Genomic DNA, 17,830 nt, shown 5'->3' with positions numbered 1-17,830 from the left:
ACGCAAAAGAACATCAAATAGAAGAATCCGATATGAAAAATGTTAGAAAATTGACGGTAATTACTCTCTGTATGGCCAATAGTGCAATACTTTTAGCGCAAAATGACAGTATCGCACAAACAGCCGTCCAGGCAGATACGGAACAGTCCAGCACTCTGCCTGAGCAGTGGGACTTGCGGACGTGCATAGAATATGCACTTCAGCAAAACATTACAATCCGTAGAAACAAGCTGAGTGCCGAAAGTAGCGAAGTAGATGTCAAGACTGCGAAAGCCTCACTTTTCCCCAGCCTGTCGGCCAGTGTCAGCCAGCGTATTGTAAACCGCCCGAACAGTGAAAACGGTACCATCATCAGTGGAGACAACATTACCAGTAGCCAAAGCAAAACATCGTACAACGGAAGCTATGGCATTGATATGAACTGGACCCTCTACAACGGCAGCAAACGGCTGAACACATTGAAACAGCAACAACTGAACAGCCGCATTGCCGACTTGAACGTAGCGCAAAGCGAAAACACCATCGAAGAAAGTATCACTCAGATTTACATACAGATACTGTACGCCGCCGAATCGGTAAAAGTCAACGAGTCGACTCTGGAACTGAGCAAAGCCCAGTACGAACGCGGTAAATCGCTGTTCGAAGCAGGGAGTATTGCACAAAGCGACTTAGCACAATTAGAAGCACAGGTCAGCACCGACAAATATCAGCTCGTCACAGCACAAGCCACATTACAAGATTATAAGTTACAACTGAAACAACTGCTAGAACTGGACGGTGAAGAGGAAATGAACCTTTATATACCGGCACTCGGCGACGAAAACATACTGACGCCTCTGCCAGCCAAAGCCGATGTATACCGTTCGGCCCTCGCACTGCGTCCGGAAATCGAAGCCGGCAGACTGAACGTGGAAACATCCGACCTGGACATCAAAATAGCTAAAGCAGGCTATATCCCCACTTTAAGCTTAAGTGCAGGTATCGGTAGTACCAATGCCAATGGCAACGACTTCAGCTTCTCCGAACAGATAAAGCAGAACTGGAACAACTCATTGGGATTGACAATCAGTATTCCTATTTTTACCAACCGCCAGACAAAAAGTGCTGTACAGAAGGCTAAAATCCAGAAACAGACCAGCGAACTGGACTTGCTTGACGAACAAAAGAATCTTTATAAAACCATCGAAAGCCTGTGGCTCGAAGCCAACAGTGCCCAGCAGCGCTACGTGGCAGCCGTCGAAAAGCTGAAAAGTACCCAGACAAGCTATAACCTGGTTCAGGAACAGTTCAATTTCGGTATGAAAAATACCGTAGAACTGCTGACCGAGAAAAACAACCTGCTGAGTGCCCAACAGGAAATGCTGCAAGCCAAATACATGGCCATCCTCAATACGCAGTTATTAAAATTCTATCAGGGAGAGCAGATTTCAATCTGACCAACAGAAGAGAAACAGGATTTTTATCCGGACTAACATCTATAATATTTAAAATCACAATATATGAACAAGAAAAAAATCATCCTTCTCATCGCAGTTATCGTTGTGATAGCTGCCATAGGAACCTGGCTGCTGGGAAGTTCGTCGACCAAGCGTAAGGTGACTTATGCCACAGCCACAGTAAGCAAAGGTGAAATCTCCGAATCGGTAACGGCTACCGGAACCATTGAACCGGTGACCGAAGTAGAAGTCGGAACCCAAGTCAGTGGAATTATCGACAAGATTTATGTCGACTACAATTCCGTAGTAACCAAAGGAGAGCTCATAGCCGAAATGGACCGTGTGACTCTGCTGACAGAAGTTGAATCGCAGAAAGCTACATATAACGGAGCTAAAGCCGAATACGAATACCAGAAAAAGAACTACGAACGCAACAAAGGCTTGCACGAGAAACAACTGATAAGCGACACCGATTACGAACTTTCGCTCTATAACTACGAGAAAGCCAAAAGCACCTACGAAAGCTGTAAAGCGACATTGGCCAAGGCCGAACGTAACCTGGCATACGCAACCATCACTTCGCCCATCGACGGAGTAGTAATCAGCAAAGACGTAGAAGAAGGACAGACCGTTGCTTCCGGCTTCGAGACTCCTACCCTGTTTACGATTGCCGCCGACCTGACCCAGATGCAGGTAGTGGCCGATGTAGACGAAGCTGACATAGGCGGTGTAGAGGAAGGCCAACGGGTAACGTTTACAGTTGATGCTTATCCGAATGACGTTTTCGAAGGAAAAGTAACTCAGATCCGTCTGGGAGACGACAGCTCTTCAAGCTCGACCAGCACTACTTCCTCCAGCACGGTTGTGACATACGAGGTTGTCATTTCGGCACCGAATCCGGACCTGAAGCTCAAACCAAGACTGACTGCCAATGTCACCATATACACGCTGGACAGAAAAGACGTACTCTGCGTACCCTCACGTGCTCTGCGCTTTACACCGGAAGCACCGCTTATCAGCGAAGAAGATATTGTCAACGACTGCAACGCAGAACACAAAGTATGGACCCGTGAAGGAAATACATTTACCGCACATCCGGTAGAAGTAGGTATCTCAAACGGCATCTATACTGAAATAACCAGTGGTATCAGCGAAGGTACCACCATCGTTACCGAAGCAACCATAGGCAATCCAAACGGAAACAATGTTCCTTCTGACATGAGCAAAAACGGCAGCAGTGAGAAAAGTCCGTTTATGCCAGGCCCTCCGGGAAATGACAAGAAGAAAAACAAATAATCCATCAATGCAATCATCATGAGTAAAGTCGTTATCGAACTTAAAAATATCAAACGGAACTTCCAGGTAGGAGACGAGACTGTCCACGCATTGCGTGGCGTCTCGTTCACGATCACCGAAGGAGAATTCGTTACCATCATGGGAACATCCGGTTCGGGAAAATCGACCCTGCTGAACACATTAGGATGCCTTGATACCCCCACCAGCGGAGAATATCTGCTGGACGGTATCTCCGTACGTACCATGTCGAAGCCTCAGCGTGCCATACTGCGCAACCGGAAAATCGGCTTTGTATTTCAGAACTACAACCTGCTTCCCAAAACGACATCGGTAGAGAATGTCGAACTGCCACTGATGTACAACTCTGCCGTATCGGCCGCAGAACGGAGAAGAAGGGCAATCGAAGCGCTCAAAGCCGTAGGCCTGGGCGACCGTCTGGAGCATAAATCGAACCAGATGTCGGGCGGACAGATGCAACGTGTGGCCATCGCCCGTGCATTGGTAAACAATCCGGCAGTTATTCTGGCCGACGAAGCAACCGGAAACCTGGATACACGAACCTCGTTCGAGATTCTGGTATTGTTTCAAAAACTGCATGCCGAAGGGCGTACAATCATTTTTGTGACCCACAATCCCGAAATAGCCCAATACAGTAGCCGCAACATTGTGCTTCGCGACGGACAGGTGAAAGAAGATCGGCTGAATGACCATATCCTGGATGCGGCAGAAGCACTGGCAGCGCTTCCCAAACAGGAAGAGGATGACTAATTGTACATAAGAAAATCACCCTTCCGAATCCGAACAATTCATAAAAACAACAATGCAATGAATGGTACTAATCTATTTAAAATAGCTCTTCGCGCACTGGCCAACAACAAGCTGCGTGCCTTCCTGACCATGTTGGGTATCATCATTGGTGTAGCTTCGGTCATCACCATGCTTGCTATCGGACAAGGCTCGAAAAAGAGTATACAGAAACAAATCTCGGAAATGGGATCGAACATGATTATGATACATCCGGGCGCAGATATGCGTGGCGGTGTACGTCAGGATCCCAGTTCGATGCAGACCCTGAAGCTGACCGATTACGAATCGTTGCGCAACGAGACCAACTACATCTCGGCCATCAGTCCCAACGTATCGTCATCCGGCCAACTTATCGCCGGCAATAATAACTACCCGTCTTCGGTAAGCGGTGTAGGTATCGACTATCTCGAAATTCGCCAGCTCAACATCGAAAGCGGCGAAATGTTCACAGAAAGCGACATACAGACTTCTGCCAAGGTGTGCGTCATTGGTAAAACCATAGCCGACAACCTCTTCCCTAACGAAGACCCTATAGGCAGAATCATCCGCTTCAATCAGGTGCCTTTCCGAGTAGTAGGCGTACTGAAATCGAAAGGATACAACTCAATGGGTATGGACCAGGATGATGTAGTGCTGGCTCCCTACACCACCGTTATGAAACGTCTGCTGGCACAAACTTATCTGGAGGGAATCTTTGCTTCGGCCTTGACCGAGGACATGACCGACAATGCGAGCGAAGAAATCACTGAAATCCTGCGCCGTAACCATAAGCTGAAAGAAAGCGACGACGACGATTTCACCATCCGTTCCCAACAGGAGCTGAGCAGCATGCTCAACTCTACCACCGACCTGATGACCACACTGCTGGCATGTATTGCCGGAATCTCACTGGTAGTAGGCGGCATCGGTATTATGAACATCATGTATGTATCGGTTACGGAACGTACACGCGAAATCGGCTTGCGTATGTCTGTCGGCGCACGGGGAATTGATATCTTAAGTCAGTTTCTGATCGAAGCCATACTGATCAGCATTACCGGAGGAATCATCGGGGTCATTATAGGATGCGGAGCTTCATTCATTGTGAAAAACGTAGCCCATTGGCCCATATATATCCAGACGTGGAGCGTGCTCCTTTCGTTTGCAGTATGTACCATTACAGGTGTATTCTTTGGATGGTATCCTGCCAAAAAAGCAGCCGACCTGGATCCTATTGAAGCCATCCGATACGAATAATTCAAATATTTTGCTATCTTTGCAACACCATGAAACAGTTAGAAGCTTCCTCCCGCTACCACATCATCGAAGCCATGATACACATCATTGGCTGGGGAATCGTATTTGCCTTTCCGTTCATCATGATGACACGTAGCGGATTTACAATCAGCTGGCAAGACTACCTGCACCACGGAGGTATAGTACCGGTCACCTTTTTGATCGTATTCTACGTGAACTATTTTATCCTCATCCCCCATTATTTATTTAAAGGACGGACGAAAGAATATTTCATTCTGAATATATTGCTGATACTGTGTACTGCGATTGGAGTACATTTCTGGCAAGACTATATATCGGTACGGTTTCCAAGGAAGGAACATGACCAGGACAAGCCAATGGCTCCCCCCCGCTGGATATTCTTCCTTCGGGATATCTTCTCCATGATCCTGACAGTCGGACTGAGTACAGCCATCCGGTTAAGCGGACGGTGGGGACAGATCGAAGCAGCCCGACGCGAAGCTGAAAAGAGCCGTACGGAAGCCGAGTTGAAGAATCTGCGCAATCAGCTAAATCCGCATTTTCTGCTCAACACGCTCAACAACATTTATGCACTGATAGCTTTTGATACAGACAAGGCACAGGCTGCCGTACAGGAATTAAGCCGTTTGCTGCGTCATGTGCTATATGACAACCAGCAGAATTTTGTTCCCCTGGGAAAGGAAATGGACTTCATACGCAATTATATCGAACTGATGCGTATACGGCTGTCTTCCAATGTAACAGTAGAAACTGCAATCTCTGTCCGACCCGACAGCCGGACAGAGATTGCCCCATTGATATTTATTTCTTTAATAGAAAATGCTTTCAAGCATGGCATCTCACCTACCGAGCCTAGTTATATACGCATTCATTTCTCCGAAAGCGAACAGGAAGTACGCTGCGAAATCTACAACAGCTACCATCCTAAAAACGAAGCGGACAAAAGCGGAAGCGGCATCGGACTGGAACAGGTGCGAAAAAGACTGGAACTCACTTATCCGGGCCGTTACAACTGGGAACACGGAGTCAGTGAAGACAATACCGAATACAGATCTGTTCTTGTAATCAACATATAATAACCAAAGACTATGACTCTGAACTGTGCAATAGTAGATGATGAACCGTTAGCTCTTAACCTTTTGGAGAGCTACGTCAATAAAACCCCGTTTCTTACATTGGCGGGCAAGTATTCCAGCGCTGTGCAAGCCATGAAAGAATTGCCGGGCAAACAGATAGACCTGCTGTTTCTGGACATCCAAATGCCCGAATTAAACGGTTTGGAATTCTCCAAAATGGTCAATTCACATACCCGTATTGTCTTCACTACAGCTTTTGGCCAGTATGCCATCGACGGATATAAAGTCAATGCCTTGGATTATTTGTTGAAACCCATTTCGTATGTCGATTTCCTTCAGGCTGCCAACAAGGCCGTACAATGGTTCGAACTTCTGCAACAGCCCAAAGAAGAGATTGACAGCATCTTCGTCAAGAGTGAGTATAAGCTGGTGCAAATTGAACTGAAAAACATTCTTTATGTTGAAGGACTGAAAGACTACATCAAAATCTACGAAGAAGGCAATTCCAAACCCATCCTCTCGCTAATGAGCATGAAAGCGATGGAAGAAATGCTTCCGGCTTCCCGATTCATGCGGGTACACCGCTCGTATATTGTTCAGAAAGACAAAATCCGCATCATCGACCGCGGACGCATTGTTTTTGGCAAAAACTACATTCCTGTCAGCGACAGCTACAAACAAACCTTCCAAGAGTTTTTGGACAAGCGGACGTTGACATAAAAGAATGGCCCCCCGTCTTACTCATAATTGTTCTTGTTAATCAGGTTGACCACTACTTTCACCATGATATCCTTTTCCTCCGTACGGCTCTCGGCTATCATCAGTGTAAGAGCCACAAGGGTGTTGTCGGCAATGCGTTTGCTCCCATCCGGATTATAAAGAATGCCATTGCCGGCCATAAACCACAGAAAGAGGGTGGCCGCAATGCGTTTGTTTCCATCGCTGAATGAATGGTTTTTCGTCACAAGGTAAAGCAGCATGGCGGCTTTTTCCTCTACAGAAGGATAAAGATCTTGCCCGCCAAAAGTCTGATATATTTGCCCGATGGAACTTTTAAAAGAATCATCCTTCTCGTGGGCGAACCACTGGCTTCCACCGAATTTTTCTTTCAGTTCTGTTATGGCCTGCATGGCTCCTTCGTAAGTAGCATGAAACCTAGCTTCGTTGGTGGTCTGCTCTACCGCCAGTTGCTGATAATCGTACCGGTCCAACGTATCGAGAGCATAAGCGTAATCAGAAACGACCTCCACCAGATTGAGCGCATCATCGGAAGTCAATGTTTCCTGTGCCTTGACTGTACGGCCCAAGACCGTTACCAATTGTTTCAATTCAGTATAACGCTGTTCGGTCAAAGATTTGTTGATGGCATAGCCTTTCACCAGATATTCTTTCAGCACTCTATTGGCCCAAATACGGAATTGCGTACCGCGTTGGCTTTTTACCCGATAGCCTACGGAGATGATGACATCCAAATTATATAATACAATATTCTTGGTTTGCGTAAATCCTTCTCTACGACCATAATTCTTGGTATGTGCAAAATTTGCACATGTGGCCTCACGCTCCAATTCATGTTCCTTATATATGTTGTTAATATGCCGTCCGATGACAGTCCTGTCTTTTTGAAACAGCTCTGCCATCTGTGCCTGTGAAAGCCACACCGTATCCCCATCCATCCTGACATCCACGGTTGTCTGCCCATCTGGGGTACGATAAATTACTATTTTGTCATTCAATTCCATAACTCAACCCTCTAAACAGATTTAACAAAATGATGATACTTGCAAAAGTAACAAATAAATTTAAGGAAACTAAAGTTGAGTATGAAATGTTTATCACGTCTTTTATAATGCGCAAAAGTCTACAGTTAAGGCAAGACTAATACAACAGTTAACCCAAGGTTACTGCATCAGTTAATGCAATACTACTGCAACAGTCAATGCAGCAACACTGCAACAGTTAATGCAGTTTTAATGCCTAACTGCGCATATCTCCAGCAATAACTGTAGACGTCTGAAAGCTCTTCCACTACCCTCTCCCAACGCTTGCCCAGACTTTAACAAGAAGTTTGCCCAAGAAAAACAGGCATCCGGCACTTTATCATTAATTAACTACCCAGTAGATGCAGTATTCCGGGATTTTGGTATTTCTATCTACAGAGAAATGATTTTATCAATACTAATTTTAATAGAAAGAAATACAAACTATGAAAAGATCTTTTAGCATCAAGCATCTGTTTGCTGCCACAGCTATTCTGGCAGGAGCTTTTACCCTTCAGTCGTGTCTGGACGATGATGACAACAATTGTTACAGATACTCACTCCCCAATGCCCTGGTTACCGTAAAACACGCGTCTGACAATCTGCTGTTTCTTCAGTTGGACGACAGCACGACCTTGCTTCCGTGCAACGTCAAGACTTCACCATTCGGAGAAAAGGAGGTCAGAGCACTGGTAAATTACACTCCGGTAGACGAGCCGAGCGGAGAATTCGATCAGGCCATCCACATCAATTGGATAGACAGTATTCTGACCAAACCGATTGCCCCGGACTTGGGTGAGGAAAATGATAAGGTTTACGGTACCGACCCTGTCGAAATCGTTAACGACTGGGTGACTATCGCCGAAGACGGGTACCTGACACTTCGCTTCAGAACACTTTGGGGAGGATATGGCGAAAGACATTTCGTAAATCTGCTCTTGTCGCAAAATCCTGAAAATCCGTACGAAGTGGAATTCCGTCACAACGCTTACGGAGACGTCTACGGAGAACCTGGCGACGGACTGGTAGCTTTCAAGCTGGACGAACTGCCCGACACGGAAGGCAAAACCGTCAAGCTGAAGTTGAAATGGAAATCGTTCAGCGGCGATAAGAGTGCCGAGTTTGACTATTGCACCCGCAAAGCTACCACACCCGAATCGGACGAAATCGCAACCCAAAGAAGCGTTTTGCAATTGCAATAATTTATTAAAAAAAGACAATTCCTGACTTATTGAAGGTGTGTCAAAACTTAAAGTGACTGACATTTTGTTCTTTTCAGATACGGAATTAAGCGGAAAAACTCAGAGAAATAAGAATCATAATCCGCAAACTCCCTGTAATCCGTGCCTAAAGGAAAGCAGTTCCTTAGTTTGACACACCTTCATTTTCTTAAATCAGTTTACTCCCTCCCGATGTTGAACGTACTCTTTCCAGTGTATTCTTTCGCTAAAAAGTTTGCATTCTATAGATAAACCCTTATATTTGCACAAATTAGATATAAATGTGCAATAATTATGGAAAAAAGTTTTATCGCATACATAGAGAACAGCATCAAACAGAACTGGGATTTGGACGCACTGACAGACTACAAAGGCGCTACCCTGCAGTACAAAGACTTAGCCCGCAAAATAGAAAAGCTACACATCATATTCGAAGCCAGCGGCATACAGAAAGGAGACAAAATAGCGGTCTGCGGACGAAACAGTTCGCACTGGGGAGTAACTTTCCTCGCAACCCTGACCTATGGAGCGGTCATCGTACCCATCTTACATGAATTTAAGGCAGACAACATACACAACATCGTAAACCACTCCGAAGCCAAACTTCTATTTGTCGGCGATGTGGTTTGGGAAGCCCTCAACGAGGCTGCCATGCCGTTGCTGGAAGGCATCTTCATGATGACCGATTTTACACTACTGGTTTCGCGAAACGAACGGGTTACGTACGCACGCGAGCATCTGAACGAAATGTTCGGTAAGAAATTCCCAAAAAACTTCCGTAAGGAACACGTTGCCTACCATGTAGACCAGCCCGACGAATTAGCCGTACTCAATTATACTTCGGGAACTACCAGTTATTCAAAAGGAGTCATGCTGCCCTACCGAAGCTTATGGTCGAATACCCGCTTTGCCTTCGAGGTATTACCGCTAAAAGCCGGCGACAAGTTAGTATCCATGCTTCCTATGGCACACATGTACGGTTTGGCTTTTGAATTCCTGTACGAAGTGGCTGCAGGATGCCACATATACTTCCTGACACGAATGCCAAGTCCGAAAATCATCTTCCAGGCATTCGCCGACGTCAAGCCCAATCTGGTTGTCGCCGTCCCTCTTATCATCGAAAAGATCATTAAGAAAAACGTGCTTCCCAAGCTGGAGACTCCAACGATGAAACTGTTGCTGAAAGTCCCCATCATCAATGACAAAATAAAAGCCAGCGTACGCGAACAAGTCATCAAGGCTTTTGGAGGCAACTTCTGCGAAGTCATTATCGGCGGTGCGGCCTTCAACCATGATGTGGAACAGTTCCTTAAAATGATAGACTTCCCTTATACCGTAGGCTACGGAATGACAGAATGCGGACCGATTATCTCGTACGAAGACTGGACACGATTCAAAACCGGTTCGTGCGGAAAAGCAGCCCCACGCATGGAGGTAAAAATACTGTCGCCCGACCCCGAAAACATTCCTGGCGAAATTGTCTGCCGGGGACCTAATGTGATGCTGGGCTATTACAAAAACGAAGAAGCTACTAGACAGACACTTGATAAAGACGGATGGCTGCATACCGGCGACCTGGCTCTGATGGATGCAGAAGGAAACATCACCATCAAAGGACGTAGCAAGAACATGCTGTTAGGGCCAAGCGGACAGAACATTTATCCGGAAGAGATTGAAGATAAACTGAACAACATGCCTTACGTGGCCGAAAGCATCATTGTGCAGCAAAACGAGAAACTGGTAGGACTGGTTTATCCTGATTTTGAAGAAGCTTTTGCCAACGGACTGAAGAATGAAGACATCGAACGGGTGATGGAAGAAAACCGTGTAGCCCTCAATGCCGAACTTCCAGCCTACAGCCAAGTGGCCAAAATGAAAATCTATCCGGAAGAATTTGAAAAGACACCTAAAAAGTCTATCAAACGCTTCCTGTATCAGGAAGCCAAAGGATAGTAAACTGCCTTCTATCCACCAATGACGGATATACAAACATCGTATCAATCATGAACTGTATAAAAAAGACAAGTTTATCTATATGCTCCCTGCTACTGGCAGGGAGTATTTTTAGCCAAACAACTACAACTCCACCCATTGCACACAGCAAGCCCGGAATCAACATTTCCCTATGGAAAAACATTTCCACACAGCACGATGATACAACCCGCAATACGATTTTCAACCTGGGACTGTATTCATCCATCAACCGCCTGAACGGACTCGGCATCAACATTTTGGGAACAACCATACGTCAGGAAGCCAACGGAATGGCTGTCTCGGGAATATTCAACGTAGCCCAAGGCAACGCACGCGGCCTTCAGCTGGCAGGCATCACCAACATCAACGGGAACGATTTTAGCGGTATTTCTGTCTCCGGACTGGTCAACCTAACAAGTTACCAAATGAAAGGACTGTTGTTGTCCGGACTTACCAATATTACAGGCAACTATAGCCGGGGAGCCGTACTGGGAGGATTACTCAACTTCTGCGGAGAGGAAGCGGCCGGGTTCCATTTAGCCGGACTGGCAGACATTTCGAGCACAGACTTTTCCGGGGCAAGTCTTTCCGGCTTCATCAACGTCGCAGGAAACAATCTGCACGGATTGCAAATCGCAGGAATTACTTCCATTGCAGCCAACCACATGACCGGTGTGCAAATTTCCGGATTAGGAAATATTGCCGGAGGAAAGGTATGCGGACTCCAGCTGTCGCCCATTAACATTGCTACCGATGCCAAAGGATTGCAAATCGGCATTGTGAACTATTACAAAAACAACTTTGACGGTCTTCAGCTGGGTCTGGTCAACGCCAATCCCCATACCCGCATCCAGCTGATGCTTTTCGGAGGAAATACGACCAAGCTGAACATGGGCGTACGCTTCAAGAACCAGTTGTTTTACACAATCCTGGGAGGAGGCACACACTATCTGGACTTCAGCGACAAGTTCTCCGCCTCGTGTTTCTATCGTGCCGGTCTTTCCCTCCCCCTGTGCCAACGGTTTTCCATAAGCGGAGATCTGGGCTACCAGCACATCGAAACATTTAAAAACGAAAGCAGTACCGTTCCCGCACGGCTCTATGCACTGCAGGCACGTATCAATCTGGAGTATAACGTAACTGAACGTTTCGGCATCTTTTGCACCGGCGGATACGGCATCAGCCGTCCTTATACGCAAAACAGGAACTTCGACAAAGGCCTCATCTGGGAAGGGGGCATCATTTTATTCTGAAATGCTTGCCCCCAACCTGTTTTTACTCTTTCTCCTTAATGAAGCCTATCCGGTAGGCAACCAATAATTTCTCAAGATCGCGGATCTGCGTGGTCAGTACCTGCCCTTTATCCGTATCTTTCACCATCATTCGCTGAGAATTGAATTCGATGACAAAGGTGGTCGATTTGATATCCAAACCTTCTTCAATAGCTTTCTGACGACTTTGGAACGGTTCGTGCTGTACCAGCTGCAATCCATGCGAATGGTATACCAACGTATATCCGGCAATTCCGGTTTCCGGCTGATAAGCTTTTGAGAAACCACCGTCTATCACAAGCAGTTTACCATCTGCCTTGATCGGTTTCTCGCCCTGAATAGTCTTTACCGGCACATGACCATTAATGATATGCGAATGTGGACCGGGCTCTACTCCAAACTCACGTAAGATATTGTCACAAATATCCGCACGGTTGCGTAAAGTGTAATAATACCCCTTCGTCTCCTTATGCAATTCCTTATCTGCTATGAAATAACGTTCGAATGTAGCCATCTTGTCCTTGTCAAAGGAAGGAGCATCGGGACCGCACCACATGTACCAGACATAGTCCAAAGCAAAGCGTTTTTCTTCACAGTCCTCGTCGAAATAAGCAGTCCGTATCAGCTGATCCGTTTTCAGCAACAGCTTGTGTCCCCAATATTCTTTCTGACCGATGCGGACATGCTTAAAGCTTCCGTCTTCGTTCAAAGGCACCGAAGCATGATACAACAGATTGCTGTTGCACACCAGATACATTCCGCCATAGGTAAAGAGACAGCGCATATGCTTCTTCAGTTTCTCGCTGTTCATAAACGAGGCATGAATCTTGTCTACCAGTTCCCGCTCCTCATCCGTCAAACGATAAGGATCGGCAGGATCGACGGTAGGCAGATTGGTATCGCGCAATGCGTATTCTTTTCCTTCGTACATGAAAACACCCCGTTCAAAATCAATCTTATGCAATAGTTTGCGGTTTTCCATTCCAAACTCCGGTCTGCGGCTGATAATCTCGGCCTCCAGCTTAAGCTGTATGATGGTAATCGCCTTATGCATCTGAGTAATCAGCCTCAACGTCTTCTCATTATACTCTCCATCGGCAAAATTCATTTTAGGAGCGAAAATGGAACAAGGATCATCACCATAAGTATCCATGGCAAAAGTGGCAAGAGGCAGAAGGTTGATGCCATAGCCGTCTTCCAGCGTAGCCAGATTGGCATAACGCATAGACATACGGATTACATTGGCTATACATGCATCATTGCCCGAAGCGGCACCCATCCACAATATATCGTGATTGCCCCACTGGATATCAAAGTTATGATAATCGCAAAGTGTATCCATAATAATATGAGCACCCGGACCACGGTCGTAAATATCACCCACAATATGCAACAGATCGATGGTAAGACGCTGGATAAGATTGCACATGGCTACAATAAAGTCGTCAGCCCGCTTGGTCGAAATGATCGTGCTAATAATGACGTTGATATAAGCATGCTTGTTGGGTTCGATGCTTGACTCGTGCAACAATTCCTGGATGATATACGAGAACTCTTTGGGCAACGACTTACGGACTTTAGAACGTGTATACTTGGACGAAACGTTCTGGCAGACTTTCACAAGCTGGTTCAAGGTGATCTGATACCAGTCCTCCAAATCCTGCTCGCGCTCTTTCACCAGTTGCAGCTTTTCTTCCGGATAGTAAATCAATGTACACAGCTCTTTCTTCTCGCTTTCACGCAAAGTATGGCCAAAGATTTCGTTTACTTTTCGTTTCACGGCTCCCGATCCGTTTTTCAACACATGCTGAAAAGCCTCGTATTCACCATGAATATCGGTCAAGAAATGTTCTGTTCCCTTTGGAAGATTCAGAATAGCTTCCAAATTGATAATTTCGGTACTGGCATCGGCTATCGTAGGAAAACTGCGAGAGAGCAATTGCAGATAGCGCAAATCGCCGACTATACTTTCCGGAGTAATGGTTCCCATAATTCTGTTATCTTATAATATTCTTATCCATGTAAAAAAAACATCAGCAATACCTGAGCAATAATAACCCTGATAAACATACACAACGGATAAACCGTAGCATAAGCGACCGACGGATTATCGCCTGGAATCGTATCGTTTGCATAGTTCAAAGCCATCGGATTGGCCATGCTTCCGCAAAGCATACCCGTCACTGATCCGAAATCGACTTTCGCCCATTTGAATGCCACAACACCGACTATCAAGACCGGAATAACGGTCAGGGCAAATCCGACAGCAATCCACAGCGCTCCTTCGGGTCTGAACACCGTTTCAAAAAAATGAGCACCGGCATCCAACCCCAGACAAGCCAGATAGAGCGACAGGCCTAATGCACGAAGCATCAGGTTGGCACTGCGTGTGGTATATGTTACCATGTGCATACGCGGGCCAAAAGTACCTATCAGGATACCTACAATAATAGGACCACCCGCCAAACCCAATTTTACGGGAGCACTTATACCAGGAATGCTAATGGGAACGGCTCCCAATGCCAATCCTAAAATAATGCCGACAAACACGGCTACCAGATTGGGCTCTTTCAAACTCTTAATAGCATTACCCAGCACTTTCTCAACATTGTGGATGGAAGCGGCCTCGCCTACTACCGTCAGTCTGTCGCCCAACTGCAAGGTCAGTTCGGCTGTAGCCAACAGCTGTACGCCACTACGATAAACACGGCTTATGTTAATTCCATAATGATTCCGCAAATGCAGTGAACCCAACTTTTTACCGTTCAGTTCGGGACGCGTCACAACGATGCGCTGCGAAATCAGTTGGCTGTCAATCGCATTCCAGTCAATATCTTCTTTATTCCAATCCGTATGTTCCTGTTCGCCAAACAATACAGTCAGTGCCGGCGCGTTCTTTTCGGAAGTAATAACCAATAAACGGTCGCCTTCCTTAATGACTTTGTCCGAAGTAGGTATACTGACATTTCCATCACGCCACAATCGGGAAATAACAAACTTCGGATAATTCTTCAATGCCCCGATCTCCTTAATACTCATATTGAAGATGGCAGGATTGTGAACCTGAAAGGCCGCAATATACGTTTTATTCTCATTCTCCTTTTCTTTCACTTCCAGATCTTCTTTCCGAACCATTACCTTACGCATCAGCAATATGGCCAGAATTACGCCCACCACTCCCAACGGATAGGTCACCGCACATCCCAATGCCGGCGTACTTGTCTCCAGGCCCAACTGTTTCAGCGTCTGCTGGGCGGCACCCAACGCCGGAGTATTGGTTGTAGCTCCACAAAGTATACCAACCATATCGGGCAAAGAGATTCCGCAAGCATAACTGCCCAAGACGGCCAATAGAGTGCCTACCAGAACGACACCAATGGCCAGAAGATTCAGCTGGACGCCTCCTTGACGAAAGGAACTGAAGAAACCCGGTCCTACCTGAAGCCCCAGGGCATAGACAAAAAGAACCAGACCGAAGCTTTCGGCATAATTCAGCATTTGCGGGTCGATGGATAGTCCAAAATGCCCCGACAGAATACCGGTAAAAAACACAAAAGTAACTCCAAGAGAGATGCCACAAACCCGCACTCTCCCCAAGCCCAATCCGATGGCGGAAATCAACGAAAGTACGATAACCGCCTGCAAGGCGGAGTGCTCAACGAACAAACTATATAACCAGTCCAAAGCGTTTCTTGATTAAATATACAATTTGACTAATGAAACCATGTCTTATGCAAAGATACACATTCTCTTCGGAGAGTGAAGAGAAAAGCCATAAAAAAAGCGGTTTACCTTTTTAACCGGCAACCGCTTCATTATTTGTAGTGGATACGAGAATCGAACTCGTATTGCATGCGTGAGAGGCATGTGTCCTAACCGTTAGACGAATCCACCGTCCCATCTCATTGTACACCCTCAGGGATTCGAACCCTGGACCCACTGATTAAGAGTCAGTTGCTCTACCAACTGAGCTAAGAGTGCATTAGGCGGAAGCTGGGGGATTCGAACCCCCGGTACGGTAACCCGTACGTCAGTTTAGCAAACTGGTGGTTTCAGCCACTCACCCAAACTTCCTTTAACCTGCATTATCTCTCAAATGCGGTGCAAAGGTATGGGAAACTTTTGGACTGTGCAAGTCTTTTCGATAGTTTTTTTTCGCCACCAGTTGCCAAAAACAGCTAATTGGCTAACATTCAAAACATAAAACATCGAAAAAAAATTCTTGATTTATATCAACACCCTCCTTCCCCCTTTTTCATACCTTTGCGCAATTTTATTTCAATACGCACAGTCCTGCAAAGGACTTGTACAAGATAAAGCACTATATATCTGCAATTTGTATATTAAGAAAGTCTTTTTCCCTATAAAAATTCAATAGGTATGAGTATGATACAACAGGAAAGTTTGAAAAAACGACTGGCCAAACTGGCTGCTCCCATATTTATAGAGACCCTGCTCATTATGATGCTCGGCGCCGTCGACACCATTATGCTAAGCCGGCATTCGGACAACAGCGTTGCTGCCGTAGGAGTAGTCAACCAAATCATCATGCTTACTTTTCTGGTTTTCGAAGTGATCAATCTGGGTACTTCTGTACTTTGCTCCCAATATCTGGGCGCACGCCTGCAAAAAAAGGTTGTTCAGGTAGTCGGCGTATCCATCCTGGTCAATCTTGCAGTAGGCATCACAGTCAGTCTTCTGTTATACCTTGGCGCCAGCCCGATTCTCCGGCTGATGGGGCTTACACCCGAACTGATGAAAGACGGTTTGTCCTACATGCGCATAGTGGGTGCATTCGCATTCTTTCAGGCTCTTTCCCTTACCCTTTCTGCTTCGTTGCGCAGTGCTAACAAGGCTATCTACCCCATGATGGTCACTGTGGTCGTCAACATACTTAACATCATCGGTAACTACTCCCTGATATTCGGCCGTTTCGGCTTTCCGGAACTTGGAGTAGAAGGTGCTGCCATTTCTACAGCTTTCAGCCGTGGTGTGTCCATGATCTTACTCTTTATCATTCTATTCCGCAAACATATCTCACGTTTCCCGCTGGCCTATTTCCGTCCTTTCCCCTGGATCGAACTGAAAAACCTGATGAAAGTAGGATTGCCTTCGGCCGGCGAGCAGTTGTCTTACAGTTCTTCGCAGGTGGTTATCACTTACTTCATCAATATGCTGGGAGTAGAGGCACTTGCCACACGAACCTACTGTGTCAACATCGTTATGTTCGCTTATCTGTTCAGCATATCCATGGCACAAGGGGGAGCCATCTGCATCGGCCATCTAATCGGAGAACGAAAACCTCATGCCGCCTTCCTTATGGGCAAATATGTCATGAAGAAGTCGGTGATGATCACCGTTATTCTTTCTACCATCCTTGCTTTATGCGGACATAGCATCCTGGGATGGCTTACTTCCAACCCCGAAATTATCCGCTTGGGAGTACTTATCCTATTCATAGACATCATTCTCGAAATAGGACGTCCTATCAACATCTTTGCCACAGCAGCCCTTCGGGCAGCAGGCGATGTCAATTATCCCTTCTACGTAGGACTTGTGGTTCAATGGAGCGTAGCTGTCGGATTGGGATATTTCTTCGGCATTCCACTCGGTTGGGGCATCTGCGGCATGTGGACAGCTTTCCTTTTAGACGAAAACATCCGGGGAGGTATTTTTGTACGTCGCTGGTACAGCATGAAATGGGCAAGCAAAAGTTTTGTAAAGAACTCCTAA

Annotated in this window: 13 protein-coding genes and 3 tRNA genes; 10 read left to right on the top strand and 6 right to left on the bottom strand. The window is 46.2% G+C overall.

Translation table 11 applies throughout. The features are described from left to right. Window positions 1-32: 32 nt before the first annotated feature. The 6 genes from BQ5591_RS11970 (at window position 33) to BQ5591_RS11945 (ending at window position 6,592) form a co-directional block, all read left to right on the top strand. Window positions 33-1,436, top strand: a complete 1,404-nt coding sequence (locus BQ5591_RS11970) for a TolC family protein (RefSeq protein ID WP_071150696.1) — start codon at window positions 33-35, stop codon at window positions 1,434-1,436. 63 nt (window positions 1,437-1,499) lie between these two features. Then, window positions 1,500-2,732 (top strand): efflux RND transporter periplasmic adaptor subunit, encoded by a 1,233-nt coding sequence (locus tag BQ5591_RS11965; RefSeq protein WP_071149552.1) that lies wholly within the window; start codon window positions 1,500-1,502, stop codon window positions 2,730-2,732. An 18-nt stretch (window positions 2,733-2,750) separates the two neighbouring features. Further along, window positions 2,751-3,500: an ABC transporter ATP-binding protein gene (locus BQ5591_RS11960; protein WP_022161721.1), complete on the top strand. Its 750-nt coding sequence runs from the start codon at window positions 2,751-2,753 to the stop codon at window positions 3,498-3,500. 57 nt (window positions 3,501-3,557) lie between these two features. Continuing rightward, a complete protein-coding gene (locus BQ5591_RS11955; protein WP_071149551.1) occupies window positions 3,558-4,775 on the top strand; it encodes an ABC transporter permease in 1,218 nt (405 codons plus the stop codon). Window positions 4,776-4,804: 29 nt separating this feature from the next. Then, on the top strand, window positions 4,805-5,872 hold the full coding sequence (locus BQ5591_RS11950; RefSeq protein WP_022161723.1) for a sensor histidine kinase: 1,068 nt from the start codon (window positions 4,805-4,807) through the stop codon (window positions 5,870-5,872). A 12-nt stretch (window positions 5,873-5,884) separates the two neighbouring features. After that, window positions 5,885-6,592 (top strand): LytR/AlgR family response regulator transcription factor, encoded by a 708-nt coding sequence (locus tag BQ5591_RS11945; RefSeq protein WP_022161724.1) that lies wholly within the window; start codon window positions 5,885-5,887, stop codon window positions 6,590-6,592. Between the two features lie 17 nt (window positions 6,593-6,609). On the opposite strand, the gene rhuM is transcribed toward BQ5591_RS11945, so the two are convergent. Further along, entirely contained in the window at window positions 6,610-7,614 is a 1,005-nt protein-coding gene (gene rhuM / locus BQ5591_RS11940) for a virulence RhuM family protein/type II toxin-antitoxin system death-on-curing family toxin (protein ID WP_071149550.1), read from the bottom strand. A 464-nt stretch (window positions 7,615-8,078) separates the two neighbouring features. Between rhuM and BQ5591_RS11935 the strand changes: the two genes are divergently transcribed. The 3 genes from BQ5591_RS11935 (at window position 8,079) to BQ5591_RS11925 (ending at window position 12,079) form a co-directional block, all read left to right on the top strand. Then, a complete protein-coding gene (locus tag BQ5591_RS11935) occupies window positions 8,079-8,834 on the top strand; it encodes a NigD1/NigD2 family lipoprotein (RefSeq protein WP_022161727.1) in 756 nt (251 codons plus the stop codon). 312 nt (window positions 8,835-9,146) lie between these two features. Continuing rightward, window positions 9,147-10,805 carry a long-chain fatty acid--CoA ligase gene (locus tag BQ5591_RS11930; protein ID WP_022161728.1) on the top strand — a complete coding sequence of 553 codons (1,659 nt, stop codon included), beginning with the start codon at window positions 9,147-9,149 and terminating at the stop codon, window positions 10,803-10,805. A 50-nt stretch (window positions 10,806-10,855) separates the two neighbouring features. Next, window positions 10,856-12,079: an LA_2272 family surface repeat-containing protein gene (locus tag BQ5591_RS11925; protein WP_113740877.1), complete on the top strand. Its 1,224-nt coding sequence runs from the start codon at window positions 10,856-10,858 to the stop codon at window positions 12,077-12,079. Between the two features lie 22 nt (window positions 12,080-12,101). Here the strand turns inward: BQ5591_RS11925 and BQ5591_RS11920 are convergent, their stop codons facing one another. The 5 genes from BQ5591_RS11920 to BQ5591_RS11900 all read right to left on the bottom strand — a co-directional run bounded on the left by BQ5591_RS11920 (window position 12,102) and on the right by BQ5591_RS11900 (window position 16,171). Continuing rightward, window positions 12,102-14,087 carry a fructose-bisphosphatase class III gene (locus BQ5591_RS11920; protein ID WP_071149549.1) on the bottom strand — a complete coding sequence of 662 codons (1,986 nt, stop codon included), beginning with the start codon at window positions 14,085-14,087 and terminating at the stop codon, window positions 12,102-12,104. A gap of 23 nt (window positions 14,088-14,110) precedes the next feature. Continuing rightward, a complete protein-coding gene (locus BQ5591_RS11915; protein ID WP_071149548.1) occupies window positions 14,111-15,781 on the bottom strand; it encodes a putative transporter in 1,671 nt (556 codons plus the stop codon). Between the two features lie 138 nt (window positions 15,782-15,919). Further along, window positions 15,920-15,991, bottom strand: a tRNA-Glu gene (locus tag BQ5591_RS11910). A 14-nt stretch (window positions 15,992-16,005) separates the two neighbouring features. Next, window positions 16,006-16,078: transfer RNA gene (locus tag BQ5591_RS11905), tRNA-Lys, on the bottom strand. Window positions 16,079-16,084: 6 nt separating this feature from the next. Further along, a tRNA-Ser gene (locus tag BQ5591_RS11900) sits at window positions 16,085-16,171 on the bottom strand. A 312-nt stretch (window positions 16,172-16,483) separates the two neighbouring features. Here BQ5591_RS11900 and BQ5591_RS11895 point away from each other — a divergent pair. Next, window positions 16,484-17,830: an MATE family efflux transporter gene (locus tag BQ5591_RS11895; RefSeq protein WP_071150694.1), complete on the top strand. Its 1,347-nt coding sequence runs from the start codon at window positions 16,484-16,486 to the stop codon at window positions 17,828-17,830.

The sequence above is a fragment of the Bacteroides ndongoniae genome (assembly GCF_900108345.1).
In the GTDB taxonomy this organism is placed as follows: Bacteria; Bacteroidota; Bacteroidia; order Bacteroidales; family Bacteroidaceae; genus Bacteroides; species Bacteroides ndongoniae.
Note: the sequence above shows the minus strand (reverse complement) of the source record. Positions and strands in the feature narration are given on the sequence as shown.

Coding starts and splice junctions, on each gene's coding strand:
- BQ5591_RS11970 (WP_071150696.1), top strand. CDS start 33: ATGAAAAATGTTAGAAAATTGACGGTAATTACTCTCTGTATGGCCAAT.
- BQ5591_RS11965 (WP_071149552.1), top strand. CDS start 1,500: ATGAACAAGAAAAAAATCATCCTTCTCATCGCAGTTATCGTTGTGATA.
- BQ5591_RS11960 (WP_022161721.1), top strand. CDS start 2,751: ATGAGTAAAGTCGTTATCGAACTTAAAAATATCAAACGGAACTTCCAG.
- BQ5591_RS11955 (WP_071149551.1), top strand. CDS start 3,558: ATGAATGGTACTAATCTATTTAAAATAGCTCTTCGCGCACTGGCCAAC.
- BQ5591_RS11950 (WP_022161723.1), top strand. CDS start 4,805: ATGAAACAGTTAGAAGCTTCCTCCCGCTACCACATCATCGAAGCCATG.
- BQ5591_RS11945 (WP_022161724.1), top strand. CDS start 5,885: ATGACTCTGAACTGTGCAATAGTAGATGATGAACCGTTAGCTCTTAAC.
- rhuM (WP_071149550.1), bottom strand. CDS start 7,614: ATGGAATTGAATGACAAAATAGTAATTTATCGTACCCCAGATGGGCAG.
- BQ5591_RS11935 (WP_022161727.1), top strand. CDS start 8,079: ATGAAAAGATCTTTTAGCATCAAGCATCTGTTTGCTGCCACAGCTATT.
- BQ5591_RS11930 (WP_022161728.1), top strand. CDS start 9,147: ATGGAAAAAAGTTTTATCGCATACATAGAGAACAGCATCAAACAGAAC.
- BQ5591_RS11925 (WP_113740877.1), top strand. CDS start 10,856: ATGAACTGTATAAAAAAGACAAGTTTATCTATATGCTCCCTGCTACTG.
- BQ5591_RS11920 (WP_071149549.1), bottom strand. CDS start 14,087: ATGGGAACCATTACTCCGGAAAGTATAGTCGGCGATTTGCGCTATCTG.
- BQ5591_RS11895 (WP_071150694.1), top strand. CDS start 16,484: ATGATACAACAGGAAAGTTTGAAAAAACGACTGGCCAAACTGGCTGCT.